This is a genomic window from Streptomyces sp. NPDC090442 (genome assembly GCF_044769405.1).
In the GTDB taxonomy this organism is placed as follows: Bacteria; Actinomycetota; Actinomycetes; order Streptomycetales; family Streptomycetaceae; genus Streptomyces.
On record NZ_JBIVXW010000020.1, the window covers coordinates 64,333 to 79,852 of the forward strand.

Consider the following 15,520-nt stretch of genomic DNA (forward strand, 5'->3'; position numbering starts at 1 on the left):
ACAAGTCGGACTGAAGGCGTGAACCAGCGTACGCCAGGGGTCTGACAACGTTGCTGGCGGCCGGTCCGCGGGCGGCGGCGACGCCGTCAGCCGCCGCTCTTGGTCAGGGTCGCCTTGGGGGTGCCGCCCCGTTTGTCGTCCGAGGCGAAGGTGAGCGTGCCGTCGGTGCCGAGGGTGTAGGTGACGGTGGAGGTGTTGCCGGTGCAGCCCGGCCCCTGGGTGCCGTCGGGGCTCTCCTGGAGCACCAGTGCGCGGTCGGTGGCCGACAGCAGCTTCGCCTTGGCCCGGCAGCGCACGAGCAGCGCGTCGTAGGTCGTCCGTACGACGACGTTGCCCTTGTGGCCGGCCGTGATGACGCTGGAGATGGTGCCGTTGGGGATGCCGTTGGCCATGGTGACGGAACCGTTCCAGGTGCCCAGGAAGGCGTGCGGGACGCCGCGGTCGGCACCCTGGGCGGGCGTGGAGGGCAGGGTGGAGGGGCGCTGGCCGGACGGTGGTTCGGCGGCGCTGCCGCCGCCCCCCGGCCCCTTGAGCACGCCGAAGAGCACCCCGGCAGTGGTGGCGACCGCCAGCGCACCGGCCACCGAGAGCACCAGGGTGCAGCTCATCCTCCGGGGCCGGTCCTTGCCGCCGAGCACACCACTGAGCGCGATCCGTCGCTCCTTGGGGGCGAGCGCGGCGTCCCGGGAGGGCGTGGAGCCGGTCGGCAGGTCGGCGATGCCCGAGGGGGACGCGGACGAGGGCACGGCGCCGGGCACGGGCCGAGGCGGGTACGTGGACGCGGCCCGCGGAGTACCGGCCTCGGGCCAGGCGACCTGCGGGGGCACGGGGCCCGCCCCGGTTCCCGGCCCGGTAGGCGCGCCCACCCCAGGTGTTGCGTCTCCTACCCCCTGCACCGGGCTGTCGAACGGGATCAGCCCGGAGGCCGTTCCGGATGCGGCTTCGGCATCCGAAGCCGTCTCGGTTGCCGCCTCCACCCCGCCCCCGTACGAGGGGTCCGGCGGCCCAAATGCCCCTCCGGGCACCGCAGTTCCCACCAACGGGCCGGAGGCGTCCGAGTCGCCCGCATCCGGGCCACCGGTGCCCGAGTCATCGACACCCGGCCCAACTCCCCCAACGCCGAAGGCCGCAGCAGCCCCCGCATCCCCCGCATCGAGATCCAACAGCGCCACCGCCTGCCGGCTGACCTGTTCGACGAGCGGGCCGGGCAGCCATCCGGCGCGCACCAGCGCGGCCGCGCCGGCGCCGCCCGCGAGCCGGGCCGCGACCGCTTCCGGGGTGGGCCGCCGGGCCGGGTCCTTCGCCAGACAGGAGGCCACCAACTCGCGCAGGGCGCCGGTGAGTTCCGGGCCCAGTTCGGGTTCCTCGTGCACCACCTTGTAGAGCAGCGCGGCGGACGAGTCCCCGGGGAACGGGCTGGTCCCGGTTGCCGCGAACGCCAGCACCGCCCCCAGGGAGAAGACGTCGGCGGCCCCTTCCGCACCGTTGCCGAGGATCTGCTCGGGCGCCATGTAGCCGGGTGAACCGACCGAGGCCCCGGTGGAGGTCAGCGAGACGGTGCCGTCCGTTGCCCGGGCGATCCCGAAGTCGATCAACCGGGGCCCGTCGAGCGTGAGCAGCACGTTGGAGGGCTTGACGTCCCGGTGGACGAGCCCCAGCGCGTGCACCGCGGTCAACGCCTCGGCCAGGCCGGCGCCCAGGGCCCGTACGGAGGGTGCGGCGAGCGGGCCGTGGTCGGCGACGGCGCGGGCCAAGGAGGGGCCGGCGACGTAGCCGGTGGCGACCCAGGGGACGGCGGCGTCGGGGTCGGCGTCCAGGACGGGCGCGGTCCAGGCGCCGCCGACCCGTCGCGCCGAGGCGACCTCGCGCCGGAAACGGGCCCGGAACTGCTCGTCCGCGGCGTACTGGGCGTGCACCGCCTTCACCGCCACGGTGCGGCCGCCCGCGCTGCGCCCCAGGTAGACGCGGCCCATGCCGCCCGCCCCCAGGCGGCCGAGCAGCCGGTATCCGCCCAGGACCCGTGGGTCGTCCGCGGCCAACGGTTCCATGGCGCCTCCCCCTCCAGACGGCAGCCCTCAGCTTATGACCGAGTTCATGCCGGGCCCCCGAAACCGGGAACCCGCTTTCCGCATCAAACAGGGCACAAGCCGGTCATCGGCCCCTCACCCCCGCCCAGGGCCCGTCCATCGGGAGAACGCCCATGCATCACACCCCCGGGGACCGCCCGTACGACCCGCGCCGGCGGTACCGCAGCCCCCGTCGCGGCCTCATCGGCCGTACCCGCCGCGCCCGTTCACGGGACGACCGGCCGGCCCGTCCCCGGTGGCGGATGTCCTTCCTCACCGGCCTGGTTGCCGTGTTCGGCCTCTGCGTCTACCCCGCCGTCAAGTACCTGGACGTGCTGAACGACACCGGTGAGCCGATGTCGTTCAGCCGGTCGCTGCCCGAGGGCGTGCCCGGCCCGGCGCCGGCGGTCGCGTCGGACCCGGCCGTCCGGATGCCGACCGGCCCGCGGGCCGACTTCCGTACGGCGGCGACGCTCGGCGACGGCACGAAGATCGGCGTCACCACCCTGCGCGGCACGAAGTCCGGGTTCACCGGAGAGGTGTGGGTCTGGGCGCCGAAGGAGTACTACGAGGACCGCTACCGGAACAGCGCCTTCCCCGTCCTGATCGCCCTGCCCGGCAGCTACGGCTTCCCCGTCAACTACTGGAGCAACCCCCAGCTCAAGCTCCAGAAGACCGTCACGGACCTGGCGGCCCTGGGGCGCGGCAGGCCGTTCATCGTGGCGATGCCGGTCCTCAATCCCGGCAAGCGCTACTACGACGGCAGCGACATCCCCGGGCAGCCGAAGATGGGCACCTGGATGTCCGACGACGTGCCCGACCTGGTCAGGGCCAACTTCCGGACGTTCACCAGCCGGGACGGGTGGGGGTTCATGGGCTCCTCGTCCGGTGGTTTCGTCGCCCTGAAGCAGGTCCTGGCGCACCCGGACCGCTTCAAGGCGGTGATCGCCAGCGGCCCGGACACCCGCCCGGACTCGCCCCTGTGGCGGGGCCACGATGCGGCGAAACGGGCCAACGACCCGGAGTGGCTGGCGCAGCGCCTGGCCGCCCGCCCAGGTGCCCCGGACGTCTTCGTCCAGTTCCAGATAGGCACGCAGGAGAGCGGCCGGGCCAATCTGGAGCGCTTCGTGCAGCGGTACGCCAAGGGGCCGGTCCACGCCCGGCTGCACGTCATCGAGGGCGGCGGCCACAACGCCCGCAGCTACGTCCGCGGGATGCGGGACGCGAGCCTGGAGGCCATCAGCCGGGTCCTGCGCGGCCCGACGCCGGCGCCGTAGCCCCGCAACCTCCGGCCGCGCCCCGAGGCGGTCACGGGCCCGCTACGGCCGCGCGCCGGCCCGCTCCGCCGCCAGCAGTTCCACCGCCACATCGGCCGGGAAGCCGGTCGTCGGTCCCACCCGGCGCGCGAACTCGATGACGCCGCCCAACTGCTCGGGCCCGAACCGGAAGTCCAGCGTCGTGAAGTACCGCTCCAGCACGTCCGCGTCGAAGTGCTCCCAGCGGGCGGCCTGCTCGGCGACCTTGCCGACCTCCTCCAGCGACAGGTCGCGCGAGGCCAGGAACGCCTCGTGCACCTGGTGGACGACCTCCGGCTCGCGCTCCAGGTAGTCGCGCCGGGCGGCCCAGACCGCGAAGACGAACGGCAGTCCCGTCCAGTCCTTCCACATCTGGCCCAGGTCGTGGACGTCCAGGCCCAGTGCGGGCCCGTCGTGCAGGTTGGCGCGGAGCGCGGCGTCGCCGATCAGCACCGCCGCGTCGGCCTCCTGCATCATCAGCCCGAGGTCCGGCGGGCAGGTGAAGTAGTCGGGCCGCACGCCGATCTTCTCGGCGAGCAGGAGCTGCGCCAGCCGGACGGAGGTCCGGGACGTCGACCCGAGGGCGACCCGGGCGCCGTCCAGCTGCTCCAGCGGCTTCTGCGAGACGATCACGCAGGACATGACCGGCCCGTCGCAGCCGACCGCGAGGTCGGGGAAGGCGACGAGGTCGTCGGCGGCGCGCAGGAACTCGACGAGGGTGATCGGCGCGATGTCGAGCTCCCCGCGCACCAGCCGCTCGCTGAGCTTCTCCGGGGTGTCCTTGGTGAGGTCCAGATCAAGGAGGGTGCCCGTACGGGCCAGGCCCCAGTAAAGGGGCAGGCAGTTCAGGAACTGGATGTGGCCCACCCGCGGCCGGCTGCGACGGTGGTCGGCGTCGGCTCCCGCGAGTGTGTCTCCGAAGGTTGAATTGTCCACATGCGGAGGCTAGACCCGTGGCTTCCGCCGGCGGACGCCGGGGGCCCGGCGTGGCCTTTCCTTCCCCCGGCCAAACGTGATCTTTGGCTCTTCCGCCTTCGGAGCGCACCATGCTAGGCTCAGGCCAAGTTGCAGTTTGGTTTCCCTTGCAGTACAGAGCCTGCGGAGCATGTGACCGCAGGCTTTTGTAGTTTTCAGACTTCTTTGCAGGTTCTGGAGCAGGGCAACCCTTTGGCCCAAGGAGGGCTCATGGCTACCGGAACCGTCAAGTGGTTCAACGCTGAAAAGGGCTTCGGCTTCATCGCCCAGGACGGCGGCGGCCCGGACGTCTTCGTCCACTACTCGGCGATCAACGCCACCGGTTTCCGCTCCCTTGAGGAGAACCAGCAGGTCACCTTCGACGTGACCCAGGGCCCGAAGGGCCCGCAGGCGGAGAACGTCTCCCCGGCCTGAGCCAATCGCTCCGGCTTCTCCTCTACAAGTCGATAAGTAGTACCCAAGGAGCCCCACTCCGCTTCGGCGGAGCGTGGGGCTCCTGCCTTTTGTACAGCCTTTCGTAGCCACACCACCCCCCGCGCCGAAAAATGAATACCTCGTGAATATTGGGCGCCTGGCGCTCCCGACCGGCGCGCCGACCACTCCATCCACCACCCGGCGCCGCCCCCTTCCGGCACCCCACGCCGACCCCGCCGCCGATCCCCCTCGCCGGGAACGGAACGCGGAATTCCCCTCCCCCGAGAACCCTCGGAAATACCCCGCCCCAGCAAGTTCGGATTGCGGATTTCCAAGATTCCCGCGCCGGAAAACCACCGCCATTCCCACCTCCGGGCCACCGACCACCGCCCTGGCCTGCGCCCTCCCCGCCCCGGGCACCCCGATCCCCAAATTCGACCAGTCCCGGAAAAACCGGACCCGCTCTCGCCTCCACGCCCAGCCCTTCACCACGATCACGGAAAGTGGTCACACGGCCACATGACAAGTCCTACCGTGGGCAGAATGAGCGAGAACATGCCCCCGCAGAAACCCTGTCCGGACTGCGGCGGCGCGGGCACCGTCGAGTGGGAGACCCCTGGCGGCCACAAGGTCACCACGCAGTGCTCCGGCTGCGCCGGCACCGGAACCGTCCTGGCATAGAGGAGGGAGGCCATGGCGGCCTTCAGCAGAAACGGCAATCCGGTCGGCCTGGACGCCCAGTACGTCGGCAGGCTCCCGTGCGCCGCCTGCGGATTGCGCCCGATGAAACTGCCCGGCCGGGAGGGCGGCGTGTGCATTCCCTGCTACGCGGAAGAACGGGCGGCGGCGGGCCGACGGGCCGCATCGGCCGGCGCGTGGGTCGCGGCCAGCTTCGTCGGCGACCCGTGTCTGGCCTGCGGTTCGCGCTCCGTGGACGCCAACGGATGGGCGTTCTGGTGCAACTCCTGCCAGATGCAGACCGCGGTGGCGCTGCCCCCTCGTTAGGAACCCGTCAGAAGGCAGGCCCCGTGCCACCTCCCCCACAGAGGTGACACGGGGGTTCCAGTTTGACGCGCGAAGGCCCCCGGCTCCAGAGCCAGGGCAACCCCTTTCACAAACGCGCCCCATCTCACAGCGGAGCGCGCACCCCACGCCCCGAGCCCAAAGCCAGCGTGCAGTGGCGACCGGACCCACCGGCGGGAAGTCGCCGACGGCGCACGCCAACGGCCAGCGGACGGCCGGACCGGGCCCACCGGCGGAGAGTCGGCGACGGCGCGGGCCGGAGGGGCTGTCCCGGGGTGCGCCCGCAGGATCCGGAGCGAAGCCCGGGCAGTCCCCATCCACACACCAGGGGCGCCCCCACCGCGGGGGCGCCTCCCGGCCGAAGGCCGGGGGAGTGTCCCGGGACACTGCCCCGGCCCCACCCACCGAACAGATCCCGCGAGACGCAAGCCCCCACCGACGGGAGGCCACAGAGCCCCCGCGCCCACCACACCGCACCCGCCCCCACCGGGCCGCAGGACCGCGCCAAAGAGAACGCCCCCTCACTCCCCAGCGGCCCACCGCTCCCCCGCCATCAGCCGCCCCAACCCCACCCACACGAAGTTCATCAGCGTCGCCGCCGCCTCCTTGGCCGTCGGCGGCTCGCCCTCGCCCGAGTAGCCGAACGCCGAAGTCCCGTCGGCCGTACGGGCGTTGGCCCACTCGGCGAGCGACTCCGCGGCACCGACGAGGGCGTGCGCCAGGCCCGCCACCTCGCGGTCGGCCAGCTCCCCCGCGCACCCCGCCTCCTTCGCGGCGGCCGCGACCAGCCCGGTCACGAACCGCACGATCTCCGCCCGCGTCGCGGCCACCTCGACCGCGAACGGCTCCCCCTGCGTCCGCGCCTGCTGGTGCAACACCGCCCAGCCGTCCGGGTGTTCGGCGGTGTGCGCGAAGAAGCCGATCAGCCCGCTCCAGAGCTGCCGGTCGGCGGCGACCCCCGGCTCCACGGCCGCGGTCACGGCCGCCACCAGGGCGGCCGACTCACGCCGGATGACGGCGCTGAACAGGTCTTCCTTGGAATTGAGGTAGAGATAGACCAACGGCTTGGAGACGCCGGCGAGTTCGGCAATCTCGTCCATGGAGGCCGCCCGGTACCCCCGCCGAGCGAACGTCCGCACCGCGGCGTCCATCATCTGCTGCTCCCGTATGGCCCGCGGCACCCGCTTGCTCTTGGCAGCTCCCACCCTGAAGCCCCTCCATCGTCCCGCCCCCTGCGCGGCATTGACCGCCGGGTAAGTTTACGATCTTCGTTTTCCACGCCCCCCTTGGTTGACACGATGCGGCCATGACGAGACGATACGGTTCGTCGCGTATTCGTGGCGCATCGCGCCACGCAACTCCCACGGCCACAACCGGCCACAGGGCCCACCCGGCGCGGCCCACCCGTCCCCTCTCACGCACGGCAGCACACGCGAAGAGGCACACCCCCGGAGATCCCCATGCCGCAGCCGCCCCACCAGCCACACCCGCAGCCCCGCCGCAGGCAAACGACGGCGGAAACCGAACAACACGGCACCGAACAACACGGCACCGCGCCACGCGCCACGGAGCGCCCCGGTACCGAGGAACGCTTCGTCGAGGCCGCCCCCGGCATCCGGCTCTGGACCGAACAGCGCGGCCCCGTCGACGCGCCCCCGCTGCTGCTGGTCATGGGCGCCCAGGCCACCGGCGTCGGCTGGCCGGAGCCCCTGGTGGACGCGCTGGCCGCGCACCACCGGGTGATCCGTTACGACCACCGGGACACCGGCCGCTCCACCTGGTCGTTCGAGGAACGGCCGTACCGGATCGCGGACCTCGCGGCCGACGTGGTCGCCGTACTGGACGGACTCGGCGTCGAGCGGGCGCATCTCGTCGGGATGTCGCTGGGCGGCATGCTCGTCCAGATGGCGCTCGCCGACCGTCCGGAACGGCTGCTCAGCGCCACCCTGATCGGCACCTGCGCGCTCAGCACCACCCCGTACACCCGGCCCGACGGCGGCACCGTCCCGGTGGCGGAGCTGCCGGGCATCGCCCCGGAGGTGCTGGAGCTGTGGGCGCGCCCGGTGGTGGACCAGGGCGAGGAGGCCGAGATCGCGCGCCGGATCACCCACTGGCGGGCACTCGCCGGTGGTCAACTGCCCTTCGACGAGGGCTACTTCGACGCGCTGGAGCGCCGGGTCGTCGCGCACACCGGGCACCACCACGTCGGCACCGCCCACGGTCGCGCCGACGACGGCGGGATGCTCCGCACCGACGCGCTGGCGCGGAACGCGGTGCCGGTGCTGGTGGTCTCCGCGCCGGCCGAGCCGGTGTTCCCGCCGCCGCACCCGCGGCACCTCGCGCAGGTGATCGGGAACGCCGCGGTGGTGGAGGTCCCGGGGATGGGGCATGCCCTGCCACCGCAGACCCACCGCCCGCTGACGGACGCGATCGTGGCCCACACCGGGGCGCAACGGGGCGGGCGGTAACCGCTGGGGCACAACCGAGCCGCAGCAGAGCCCCGTTGGGCCCTGTCGGGCAGGCCCGCCGCACGCACCGCAGCGCCCCTGCGGCCCGTAGGGAGAACGGGCCGCAGGGGCGCTGCGGTGAACTGCGTTGCGGGCCGGGGCCGGTACGGACCGGGCCCGCGGCCGGTCAGGCCGCGGCCACCGCCGGCTCCCGCTCCTCCGTCGCCTTGGCGCCGGCCACCGCGTCGTCGGCGATGTTCACGCTGGTGGCGCGGGCGTAGGCGTCGCGGTCGAGGATCTTCTCGCGGGCCGAGACCAGGATCGGGATGACCGACTGACCGGCGACGTTGGTGGCGGTCCGCATCATGTCCAGGATCGGGTCGATGGCCATCAGCAGGCCGACGCCCTCCAGGGGGAGGCCCAGCGTCGAGAGGGTCAGGGTCAGCATGACCGTGGCGCCGGTGAGGCCGGCGGTGGCGGCGGAGCCGATGACCGAGACGAAGGCGATCAGGACGTAGTCGGCGATGCCCAGGTGGACGTTGAAGATCTGGGCGATGAAGATCGCGGCGATCGCCGGGTAGATGGAGGCGCAGCCGTCCATCTTGGTCGTCGAGCCGAAGGGCACCGCGAAGGAGGCGTATTCCTTGGGCACGCCGAGGCGCTCGGTGACCTTCTGGGTGACCGGCATGGTGCCGACCGAGGAGCGGGAGACGAAGGCCAGCTGGATGGCGGGCCAGGCGCCGCGGAAGAACTGCACCGGGTTGACCTTGGCGACGGTCGACAGCAGCAGCGGGTAGACGACGAAGAGGACCAGCGCGCAGCCGACGTAGATGTCGACGGTGAAGGTCGCGTACTTGCCGATGAGGTTCCAGCCGTAGGTGGCGATGGCGTGGCCGATGAGGCCGACGGTGCCGATCGGGGCGAGCCGGATGACCCACCACAGCGCCTTCTGGAGCAGCTCCAGGGCGGAGCGGCTGATCGTGAGGACCGGTTCGGCCTTCTCCCCGAGCTGCAGCGCGGCGATGCCGGCGACGGCCGCCATGAAGACGATCTGCATGACGTTGAGCTGGGTGAACGGCGTGATGACGTCGGTGGGGACGATGCCGGTGAGGAAGTCGATCCAGGAGCCGGTGTGCTGGGGGAGCTTGCCGTCCTTGGGGGTCAGGCCGGTGCCCGCGCCGGGGTGCGTCAGCAGGCCGATGGCCAGGCCGATCGCCACCGCGATCAGTGAGGTGACCATGAACCACAGCAGGGTGCGGGTGGCCAGCCGGGCGGCGTTGTTGACCTGCCGCAGGTTGGTGATCGAGACCAGGATCGCGAAGAAGACCAGGGGGGCGACGGCCAGCTTCAGCAGCTGGACGAAGAGGTCGCCGATGTGCTCCAGGGTGGAGCCGAGCCAGCCGATGTCACCGCTCTTGGCGACCCAGCCGAGCAGCACGCCGAGGACGAGGCCGGCCAGGATCTGGACCCAGAACGGGATCTTGGGTATTCGGGAGGTCTTCGGGGTCTGGGGCGCCTTCGCGGGCGCAGGGGTCTGGGCAGACGTGGACAACGGACACACTCCGGTGACGGGAAGACGTGGGACGCGGGGCGTCGGGAACGGCGTGCAGGAGCGCCAGGAGGTCCGTACGCGGGATCTCCGGCCGCTGGGGGCAGGTCAGCGGCGGCAACAGGCCGCGGACATACAGCGGCAAAGATCGACGTGCAGGCGCCCCACGAGCGGGACGCTCATGGGCTTCGAGGGCGCGGCTGCTGTCTTCATGACAAGTACGTTAACACTCGAACTTTGAGGAACCCAAAGAAAATCTTTGGGTCGGGGACAAGAGCTGACGCAGCACCACGGAGCGGGCCGAAGGGCACAAAACGGCGCCCGGTCCGGGGAGTTGGGACTCCGCGGACCGGGCGCCGTACGGGGGTGGGGGACGGACGGCGCGCCGACGTGACGCGTCTTACAGTCCGGGGTGGGCGGACGGGGCCTTAGAGGCTGTCCTCCATGCGCTGGTTGGCGGCGAGCCGCTCCTTCTGGCGGTCCACCTTGGCCACGATCTGCTCGGACATCGCGTCCCGCTGCTTGCGCAGCAGCACGAAGCTGAGCGGCGCGGAGATGACGATGGCGAGCAGCAGCAGCCAGATCGTGTTGGAGTTGCCGACGCCGAGCGGAATGATCCGGAAGTAGGCCAGCACCCACACCACGGCGAAGCAGACGACGAACAGGCCGATGCGAAGGGCGGTGTAGCGGAGCGTGGCGAACTTGGAGCTACTCACGGTCGGGACCTTCTTCTCAACGGCAACCGAAAGGGTCTGCCGTCCAGTCAAGCACAGGACGCCGGGCGATCTTCCGGGCCCCCGGTCCGCGGGCGCATCAGGCCAGGTCGAGCCACATCGTCAGGTCGTCGCGGAGGTCGTCGTCGGCGAGCTTGATCGCGCGCGGGGCGCGGCCGATCTCGCGGTAGCCGCAGGACGCGTAGAAGCGGTCCAGGCCGGTGCCGCCGCGGCAGGTGAGCCGGAGGCCGATGATGCCGTCGACGCCGCGGGCGACGTCGGCGACCGCGGCCATCAGCGCGCGGCCGGCGCCCCGGCCCTGGAGGTCGGGGTGGACCATGACGGTGGAGACCCACAGCCAGTGGGTGGACATCCAGTGCCAGTTGGTGGTGAGGAACGCGGTGGCCACGACGCGGCCGTCGGCGTCCCGGCCGAGCAGCAGCCGCTCGCCGCCCTCGGCGAGGGCGGCGAGGTGGCGCAGGAGGTGGGAGCGGACGTCCTGCGGGGTGACGGGCGGGACGAAGCCGACCGCGCCGCCCGCGTTGGAGACGTCCGCCCACAACTGGCAGATCCCGTCCCGGACTTCCGGGGTGACGGCGGGGTCCGGCTCGAAGCGCACGCTCATGGGGCGGACCCTACCGGGGCCCCGTGGGGCCCCGACCGGTGTCAGAGCCGCATCGGCTGCGGGGACTCGCGGCGCTCCGGGTCCGGGCCCGGGTACTCGCGGATGGTCTCGTAGCGGGTGTTGCGCTCGACGGGGCGGAAGCCGGCGTCGCGGATCAGGTCCAGCAGGTCGTCGCGGGTCAGCTTGTTCGGCGTGCCGTAGTTGTCCGCGTCGTGCGTGATCTTGTACTCGACGACCGAGCCGTCCATGTCGTCGGCGCCGTGCTGGAGGGCGAGTTGGGCGGTCTGCACGCCGTGCATCACCCAGAAGACCTTGACGTGCGGGATGTTGTCGAAGAGGAGCCGGGAGACCGCGAAGGTCTTCAGGGCCTCGGCGCCGCTGGCCATCGTGGTCCGCGCCTGGAGCCTGTTGCGGACCTTGCCGTCCTTCATGTCGACGAAGTCGTGCTGGTAGCGCAGCGGGATGAAGACCTGGAAGCCGCCGGTCTCGTCCTGGAGCTCGCGCAGCCGCAGGACGTGGTCCACGCGGTGGCGGGGCTCCTCGATGTGCCCGTAGAGCATGGTGGACGGGGTCTTCAGGCCCTTCTCGTGGGCGAGGCGGTGGATCCGCGACCAGTCCTCCCAGTGGGTGGCGTGGTCAACGATGTGCTGACGGACCTCCCAGTCGAAGATCTCGGCGCCGCCGCCGGTCAGCGACTCCAGTCCGGCGTCGATCAGCTCGTCGAGGATCTCGGAGGCGGACAGGCCGGAGATGGTCTCGAAGTGGTGGATCTCGGTGGCGGTGAACGCCTTGAGGGAGACGTTCGGCAGCGCCTTCTTCAACTCCCGCAGCGAGCGCGGGTAGTAGCGCCACGGCAGGGTCGGGTGCAGGCCGTTGACGATGTGCAGCTCGGTGAGGTTGTCGTTCTCCATCGCCTTGGCGAGGCGGACGGCCTCCTCGATGCGCATCGTGTACGCGTCCTTCTCGCCCGGCTTGCGCTGGAACGAGCAGTACGCGCAGGACGCGGTGCACACGTTGGTCATGTTGAGGTGGCGGTTGACGTTGAAGTGGACGGCGTCGCCGTTCTTCCGGGTCCGCACCTCGTGGGCGAGGCCACCCAGCCACGCCAGGTCGTCGGACTCGTACAGGGCGATCCCGTCCTCGCGGGTCAGTCGCTCCCCGGCGTGGACCTTCTCCTCCAGCTCGCGCTTGAGGCCCGCATCCATCGACGCCGCCATCGGGTCGCCTCCCACCATCTCTGTGTGTCACCGGCCGTTCCACCTGGAACGTCGGCCATTCCTGCGAAAAACGGGCTTCGCCGAGCCTACTCCCCCGCTTCCGCGGCGGACGGAGGCCCCTTGGACGCCGCCCGGGGCCCCCGTCCGCCGACGGCGTGCGCCGGATTCAGCCGACCTCTTCGGGGAGTTCGCCGACGCGGTTCTCCCACTTGGTGGAGAGCACGATCGTGGTGCGTGTGCGGGAGACGCCCTTGGTGCCGGACAGCCGCCGGATGGTGCGCTCCAGCCCGTCCACGTCGCCGACCCGGACCTTGAGCATGTAGGAGTCGTCGCCGGCGATGAACCAGCAGTCCTCGATCTCGGCGAGGTCCTTGAGCCGGCGGGCGACGTCCTCGTGGTCGGCGGCGTCCGAGAGGGAGATGCCGACCAGGGCGGTCACGCCCAGTCCGAGCGAGGCGGCGTCGACCGTCGCGCGGTATCCGGTGATCACTCCGGCCGCTTCGAGGCGGTTGATCCGGTCCGTGACGCTGGGGCCGGAGAGGCCGACGAGCCGGCCGAGTTCCGCGTAGGAGGCCCTGCCGTTCTCGCGAAGTGCCTGAATGAGCTGCCTATCCACCGCGTCCATGCCCTCAAGCCTTCCAATCTTTCCGCGTTTCTGCGTTTTGCATGTAGAATCTAAGGCATACAGGGGTCCTAGCCCTGTGATTCATTTAGAACGATCAAGGACGATCTTTCAACAGGAGTTGTCACCGTGTACTCGATCGAGATGGCCTACGCCCGCATGCGTGAGCTGCAGGACCAGGCCAATCGTTCTCGTGCCGCCCAGCAGCCCACTACCCCGCGGGCCCGGCGCCGCCTCGGCCGCGCCCTCACCAAGAAGCGCTAACGAGCTTCGGGGGCCTCCCCCTTGGAGCCGCCCCCCAGCTCCCCTTCCCACCGCCGGTACAGCCCGTGCGGCACGTCTGCCGCATCGAGCACCCGGCCCGCGACGAAGTCCACCAGATCCTGGATGTGCGTCGCACCCGCGTAGAACGCCGGAGAGGCGGGCAGCACCACGGCGCCCGCCTCGTCCAGCGCCACCAAGTGCTTGAGCGTCGGCCCGTTCAACGGGGTCTCCCGCACCGCGACGACCAACGGCCGCCGCTCCTTGAGCGTCACGCTCGCCACCCGCTGGAGCAGGTCCTTCGACAGCCCCAGCGCCACCCCGGCCACGCACGCCGTGCTCGCCGGGACGATCAGCATCCCCCGCACCGGGTACGAACCCGACGACGGCCCCGCCGCCAGGTCCCCGGCCGGCCAGTGCCGCACCCGCGCCAGCATCTCGTCGGTCACCCGGAAGGTGTCCGGCTTGCCGTCCGCGCCGCGCGCCAGCCACTCCCGAAGGTCGCTGGGCCAGTGCGCGTCCCGGAAGGCGATGCCGGTCTCGTCCAGCAGCGTCAACCGCGACGCCCGGCTGACGATCAGGTCCACCGCCTCCCCCGCGGCGAGCAACCCGCGCAGCACGGACGCGGCATACGGCGTCCCGGACGCGCCGGAGATTCCCACGACCCACGGGCGACGGCCCGGGTCCTGCTTGCTGGTGTTGTTGTGCGGCGGCTCCACGGATCGAGCCTATCCGGCGGAACCACCGGGACCGTCACGACCGTTACTACCTGTGCGCCGGTACGACGCCACCGGGCGCGCGAGAACGACGACGAAGGGGGCGGGCGATGACACCGCGGACCGCAGGGGCCAGGCCCGCGCTGCTGCTGATGGTGGGCTGGGTCGCGCTGCTCTGGGTCCTGGAGGGCATCGACACCCTCAGCGGCAACGCGCTGGACACCTTCGGCATCCAGCCCCGCGATCCGGCCGAACTGGTCGACGTGGTGCCCGCCGCCTTCCTGCACTTCGGCTTCGAACACCTGGCCGCCAACACCCTGCCGTTGCTGGTGCTCGGCTTCGTCGCCGCGCTGCGCAGCGGCATCCGCCGGTTCCTCGCCGCGGCCCTGCTGATCATCGTCGTCAGCGGCCTGGGCGTGTGGTTGACCGCCCCGGCGCACAGCAACACCGCGGGCGCCTCCGGGGTGGTCTTCGGGCTCTTCGGCTATCTGCTGGTGCGCGGCTTCATCGAGCGCAAGCCGCTGGACATCGCGATCGGGGTGGGCGTCGGCCTGCTCTACGGCTCGATCCTGTGGGGCGCGCTGCCCACCACCAGCGGGATCAGTTGGCAGGGCCATCTGTTCGGGCTGATCGGCGGAGTGCTGGCGGCGTGCCTGCTGCGCGGGCGGGGGCGGGCGGTGCCGGCGGCCGGCGCCGTTGTCAGACCCGTCCCGTAGTCTCGAACTCGCCGTCCCAATCCGGGCGTTCCCGGCCCGGCGAGCGGGACGTGACGGCCGCGCGACACGAGGGCGCGGCCCGTCGGGGGCACGGGGACGCAGAGGCGGGGGAGTGGAGATGTCGGATCCCTACCAGGGCCACGGCCCGTCCGCGGGCTGGCAACAGCCCCCGCCCGGCGGCTACGGCCACCCCGGCGCGGCCGGCTACGGCTACCGGACCGCCCCCGGCTACGGCGTCCAGCCACCGCCCGCGCCCGCGACGGGCCCGGCGATGTGGGCGCACCTCGGCGCGGTGCTGACCATCACCGCGGGCTCGATGTTCTGCGGCCTGGGCGGCTTCCTGGGCTGGATCGCCCCGCTGTCCCTCCGGAGCAACGCCCGCCACAAGCACGACCCGTACGTCCGCCACCACGCCACCCAGGCGCTGAACTTCGGCCTCACCCAGGCCATCGTCGCGGTGCTCGGCGTGGTGCTGTACTTCGGCAGCGCGATCGTCTTCGCCGCCGTCGACCACAGCGGGAGCAGCGAGGCGCCGCCGGGGCTGGCCGTGCCGCTGGTGACCGTCATGGTGGTCATGGCGGCCTACGCGATATCCGGGATCGTCTGCGCCATCATCGCCACGACCAAGGCCAACAAGGGCGAGCCGTGGAGCTATCCGCGGCTGATCGCCTGGCCGCTCGTGAAGGGCTGAGCGCTCAGCAAGGGCGGAGCGGCGAGGGCTCACCTGCAACGGTCGACCGGGCGGCGCGTCCCGGAGCGCGACGGGCCGCGACGTCGTCGGGTCGCCGCGACGCCACGGCACCACGACGTCTCAGAACGCGAGAACGCCCTGGCACCGCGGTGTCGCGGTGCCAGGGCGTCAGGGCCTCACGACGTCGGGC

The 15,520-nt window shown here is 71.7% G+C and carries 17 protein-coding genes; 8 read left to right on the forward strand and 9 right to left on the reverse strand.

Annotation, left to right across the window (positions count from 1 at the left end):
- Positions 1-86 precede the first annotated feature (86 nt).
- Positions 87-2,048 (reverse strand): protein kinase, encoded by a 1,962-nt coding sequence (locus tag ACIQU6_RS16525; protein WP_403482322.1) that lies wholly within the window; start codon positions 2,046-2,048, stop codon positions 87-89.
- Between the two features lie 152 nt (positions 2,049-2,200).
- Here ACIQU6_RS16525 and ACIQU6_RS16530 point away from each other — a divergent pair, with 152 nt between their 5' ends.
- The gene (locus ACIQU6_RS16530; protein WP_403482323.1) at positions 2,201-3,343 is read left to right on the forward strand and encodes an alpha/beta hydrolase; all 1,143 of its coding nucleotides are present in this window, start codon (positions 2,201-2,203) and stop codon (positions 3,341-3,343) included.
- Between the two features lie 42 nt (positions 3,344-3,385).
- Here the strand turns inward: ACIQU6_RS16530 and ACIQU6_RS16535 are convergent, their stop codons facing one another.
- Positions 3,386-4,228, reverse strand: a complete 843-nt coding sequence (locus ACIQU6_RS16535) for a menaquinone biosynthetic enzyme MqnA/MqnD family protein (protein WP_403482379.1) — start codon at positions 4,226-4,228, stop codon at positions 3,386-3,388.
- Positions 4,229-4,546: 318 nt separating this feature from the next.
- Between ACIQU6_RS16535 and ACIQU6_RS16540 the strand changes: the two genes are divergently transcribed.
- The 3 genes from ACIQU6_RS16540 to ACIQU6_RS16550 all read left to right on the forward strand — a co-directional run bounded on the left by ACIQU6_RS16540 (position 4,547) and on the right by ACIQU6_RS16550 (position 5,755).
- Positions 4,547-4,750 (forward strand): cold-shock protein, encoded by a 204-nt coding sequence (locus ACIQU6_RS16540; RefSeq protein WP_274914984.1) that lies wholly within the window; start codon positions 4,547-4,549, stop codon positions 4,748-4,750.
- A gap of 543 nt (positions 4,751-5,293) precedes the next feature.
- On the forward strand, positions 5,294-5,431 hold the full coding sequence (locus ACIQU6_RS16545) for a hypothetical protein (RefSeq protein ID WP_158690127.1): 138 nt from the start codon (positions 5,294-5,296) through the stop codon (positions 5,429-5,431).
- 12 nt (positions 5,432-5,443) lie between these two features.
- Positions 5,444-5,755, forward strand: a complete 312-nt coding sequence (locus ACIQU6_RS16550) for a hypothetical protein (RefSeq protein WP_403482324.1) — start codon at positions 5,444-5,446, stop codon at positions 5,753-5,755.
- Between the two features lie 539 nt (positions 5,756-6,294).
- Here ACIQU6_RS16550 and ACIQU6_RS16555 read toward each other — a convergent pair.
- On the reverse strand, positions 6,295-6,978 hold the full coding sequence (locus tag ACIQU6_RS16555) for a TetR/AcrR family transcriptional regulator (RefSeq protein WP_403482325.1): 684 nt from the start codon (positions 6,976-6,978) through the stop codon (positions 6,295-6,297).
- Between the two features lie 255 nt (positions 6,979-7,233).
- On the opposite strand from ACIQU6_RS16555, the gene ACIQU6_RS16560 reads away from it, so the two are divergent.
- Entirely contained in the window at positions 7,234-8,241 is a 1,008-nt protein-coding gene (locus ACIQU6_RS16560; protein ID WP_403482326.1) for an alpha/beta fold hydrolase, read from the forward strand.
- A gap of 166 nt (positions 8,242-8,407) precedes the next feature.
- Here ACIQU6_RS16560 and ACIQU6_RS16565 read toward each other — a convergent pair whose 3' ends face one another.
- From ACIQU6_RS16565 to ACIQU6_RS16585, 5 genes are all read right to left on the reverse strand, one after another.
- Positions 8,408-9,772, reverse strand: coding sequence for a dicarboxylate/amino acid:cation symporter (locus ACIQU6_RS16565; RefSeq protein ID WP_403482327.1), 1,365 nt, complete (start codon positions 9,770-9,772; stop codon positions 8,408-8,410).
- Positions 9,773-10,197: 425 nt separating this feature from the next.
- Positions 10,198-10,485, reverse strand: coding sequence for a DUF4229 domain-containing protein (locus ACIQU6_RS16570; protein ID WP_403482328.1), 288 nt, complete (start codon positions 10,483-10,485; stop codon positions 10,198-10,200).
- A 97-nt stretch (positions 10,486-10,582) separates the two neighbouring features.
- Positions 10,583-11,107 (reverse strand): GNAT family N-acetyltransferase, encoded by a 525-nt coding sequence (locus ACIQU6_RS16575; protein WP_403482329.1) that lies wholly within the window; start codon positions 11,105-11,107, stop codon positions 10,583-10,585.
- Between the two features lie 41 nt (positions 11,108-11,148).
- Complete coding sequence (gene mqnE, locus ACIQU6_RS16580) at positions 11,149-12,312, reverse strand: aminofutalosine synthase MqnE (RefSeq protein ID WP_403482380.1); 1,164 nt, start codon at positions 12,310-12,312, stop codon at positions 11,149-11,151.
- Positions 12,313-12,490: 178 nt separating this feature from the next.
- Entirely contained in the window at positions 12,491-12,949 is a 459-nt protein-coding gene (locus tag ACIQU6_RS16585) for an Lrp/AsnC family transcriptional regulator (RefSeq protein WP_274914976.1), read from the reverse strand.
- A gap of 126 nt (positions 12,950-13,075) precedes the next feature.
- Here ACIQU6_RS16585 and ACIQU6_RS16590 point away from each other — a divergent pair, with 126 nt between their 5' ends.
- Positions 13,076-13,210 (forward strand): hypothetical protein, encoded by a 135-nt coding sequence (locus ACIQU6_RS16590; RefSeq protein ID WP_274914975.1) that lies wholly within the window; start codon positions 13,076-13,078, stop codon positions 13,208-13,210.
- On the opposite strand, the gene ACIQU6_RS16595 is transcribed toward ACIQU6_RS16590, so the two are convergent.
- Positions 13,207-13,926, reverse strand: coding sequence for a UbiX family flavin prenyltransferase (locus ACIQU6_RS16595; protein WP_403482330.1), 720 nt, complete (start codon positions 13,924-13,926; stop codon positions 13,207-13,209). The two genes, ACIQU6_RS16590 and ACIQU6_RS16595, sit on opposite strands and share 4 nt — an antisense overlap.
- Before the next feature lie 107 nt (positions 13,927-14,033).
- On the opposite strand from ACIQU6_RS16595, the gene ACIQU6_RS16600 reads away from it, so the two are divergent.
- Complete coding sequence (locus tag ACIQU6_RS16600) at positions 14,034-14,639, forward strand: rhomboid family intramembrane serine protease (protein ID WP_403482331.1); 606 nt, start codon at positions 14,034-14,036, stop codon at positions 14,637-14,639.
- A 118-nt stretch (positions 14,640-14,757) separates the two neighbouring features.
- Complete coding sequence (locus tag ACIQU6_RS16605) at positions 14,758-15,330, forward strand: DUF4870 domain-containing protein (protein ID WP_403482332.1); 573 nt, start codon at positions 14,758-14,760, stop codon at positions 15,328-15,330.
- The last annotated feature ends 190 nt before the right edge of the window (positions 15,331-15,520 follow it).

What these genes read in the sequence shown, in the direction of transcription:
- ACIQU6_RS16525 (WP_403482322.1), bottom strand. Translation starts at nt 2,048, where the DNA reads ATGGAACCGTTGGCCGCGGACGACCCACGGGTCCTGGGCGGATACCGG.
- ACIQU6_RS16530 (WP_403482323.1), top strand. Translation starts at nt 2,201, where the DNA reads ATGCATCACACCCCCGGGGACCGCCCGTACGACCCGCGCCGGCGGTAC.
- ACIQU6_RS16540 (WP_274914984.1), top strand. Translation starts at nt 4,547, where the DNA reads ATGGCTACCGGAACCGTCAAGTGGTTCAACGCTGAAAAGGGCTTCGGC.
- ACIQU6_RS16545 (WP_158690127.1), top strand. Translation starts at nt 5,294, where the DNA reads ATGAGCGAGAACATGCCCCCGCAGAAACCCTGTCCGGACTGCGGCGGC.
- ACIQU6_RS16550 (WP_403482324.1), top strand. Translation starts at nt 5,444, where the DNA reads ATGGCGGCCTTCAGCAGAAACGGCAATCCGGTCGGCCTGGACGCCCAG.
- ACIQU6_RS16560 (WP_403482326.1), top strand. Translation starts at nt 7,234, where the DNA reads ATGCCGCAGCCGCCCCACCAGCCACACCCGCAGCCCCGCCGCAGGCAA.
- ACIQU6_RS16575 (WP_403482329.1), bottom strand. Translation starts at nt 11,107, where the DNA reads ATGAGCGTGCGCTTCGAGCCGGACCCCGCCGTCACCCCGGAAGTCCGG.
- mqnE (WP_403482380.1), bottom strand. Translation starts at nt 12,312, where the DNA reads ATGGATGCGGGCCTCAAGCGCGAGCTGGAGGAGAAGGTCCACGCCGGG.
- ACIQU6_RS16585 (WP_274914976.1), bottom strand. Translation starts at nt 12,949, where the DNA reads ATGGACGCGGTGGATAGGCAGCTCATTCAGGCACTTCGCGAGAACGGC.
- ACIQU6_RS16600 (WP_403482331.1), top strand. Translation starts at nt 14,034, where the DNA reads ATGACACCGCGGACCGCAGGGGCCAGGCCCGCGCTGCTGCTGATGGTG.
- ACIQU6_RS16605 (WP_403482332.1), top strand. Translation starts at nt 14,758, where the DNA reads ATGTCGGATCCCTACCAGGGCCACGGCCCGTCCGCGGGCTGGCAACAG.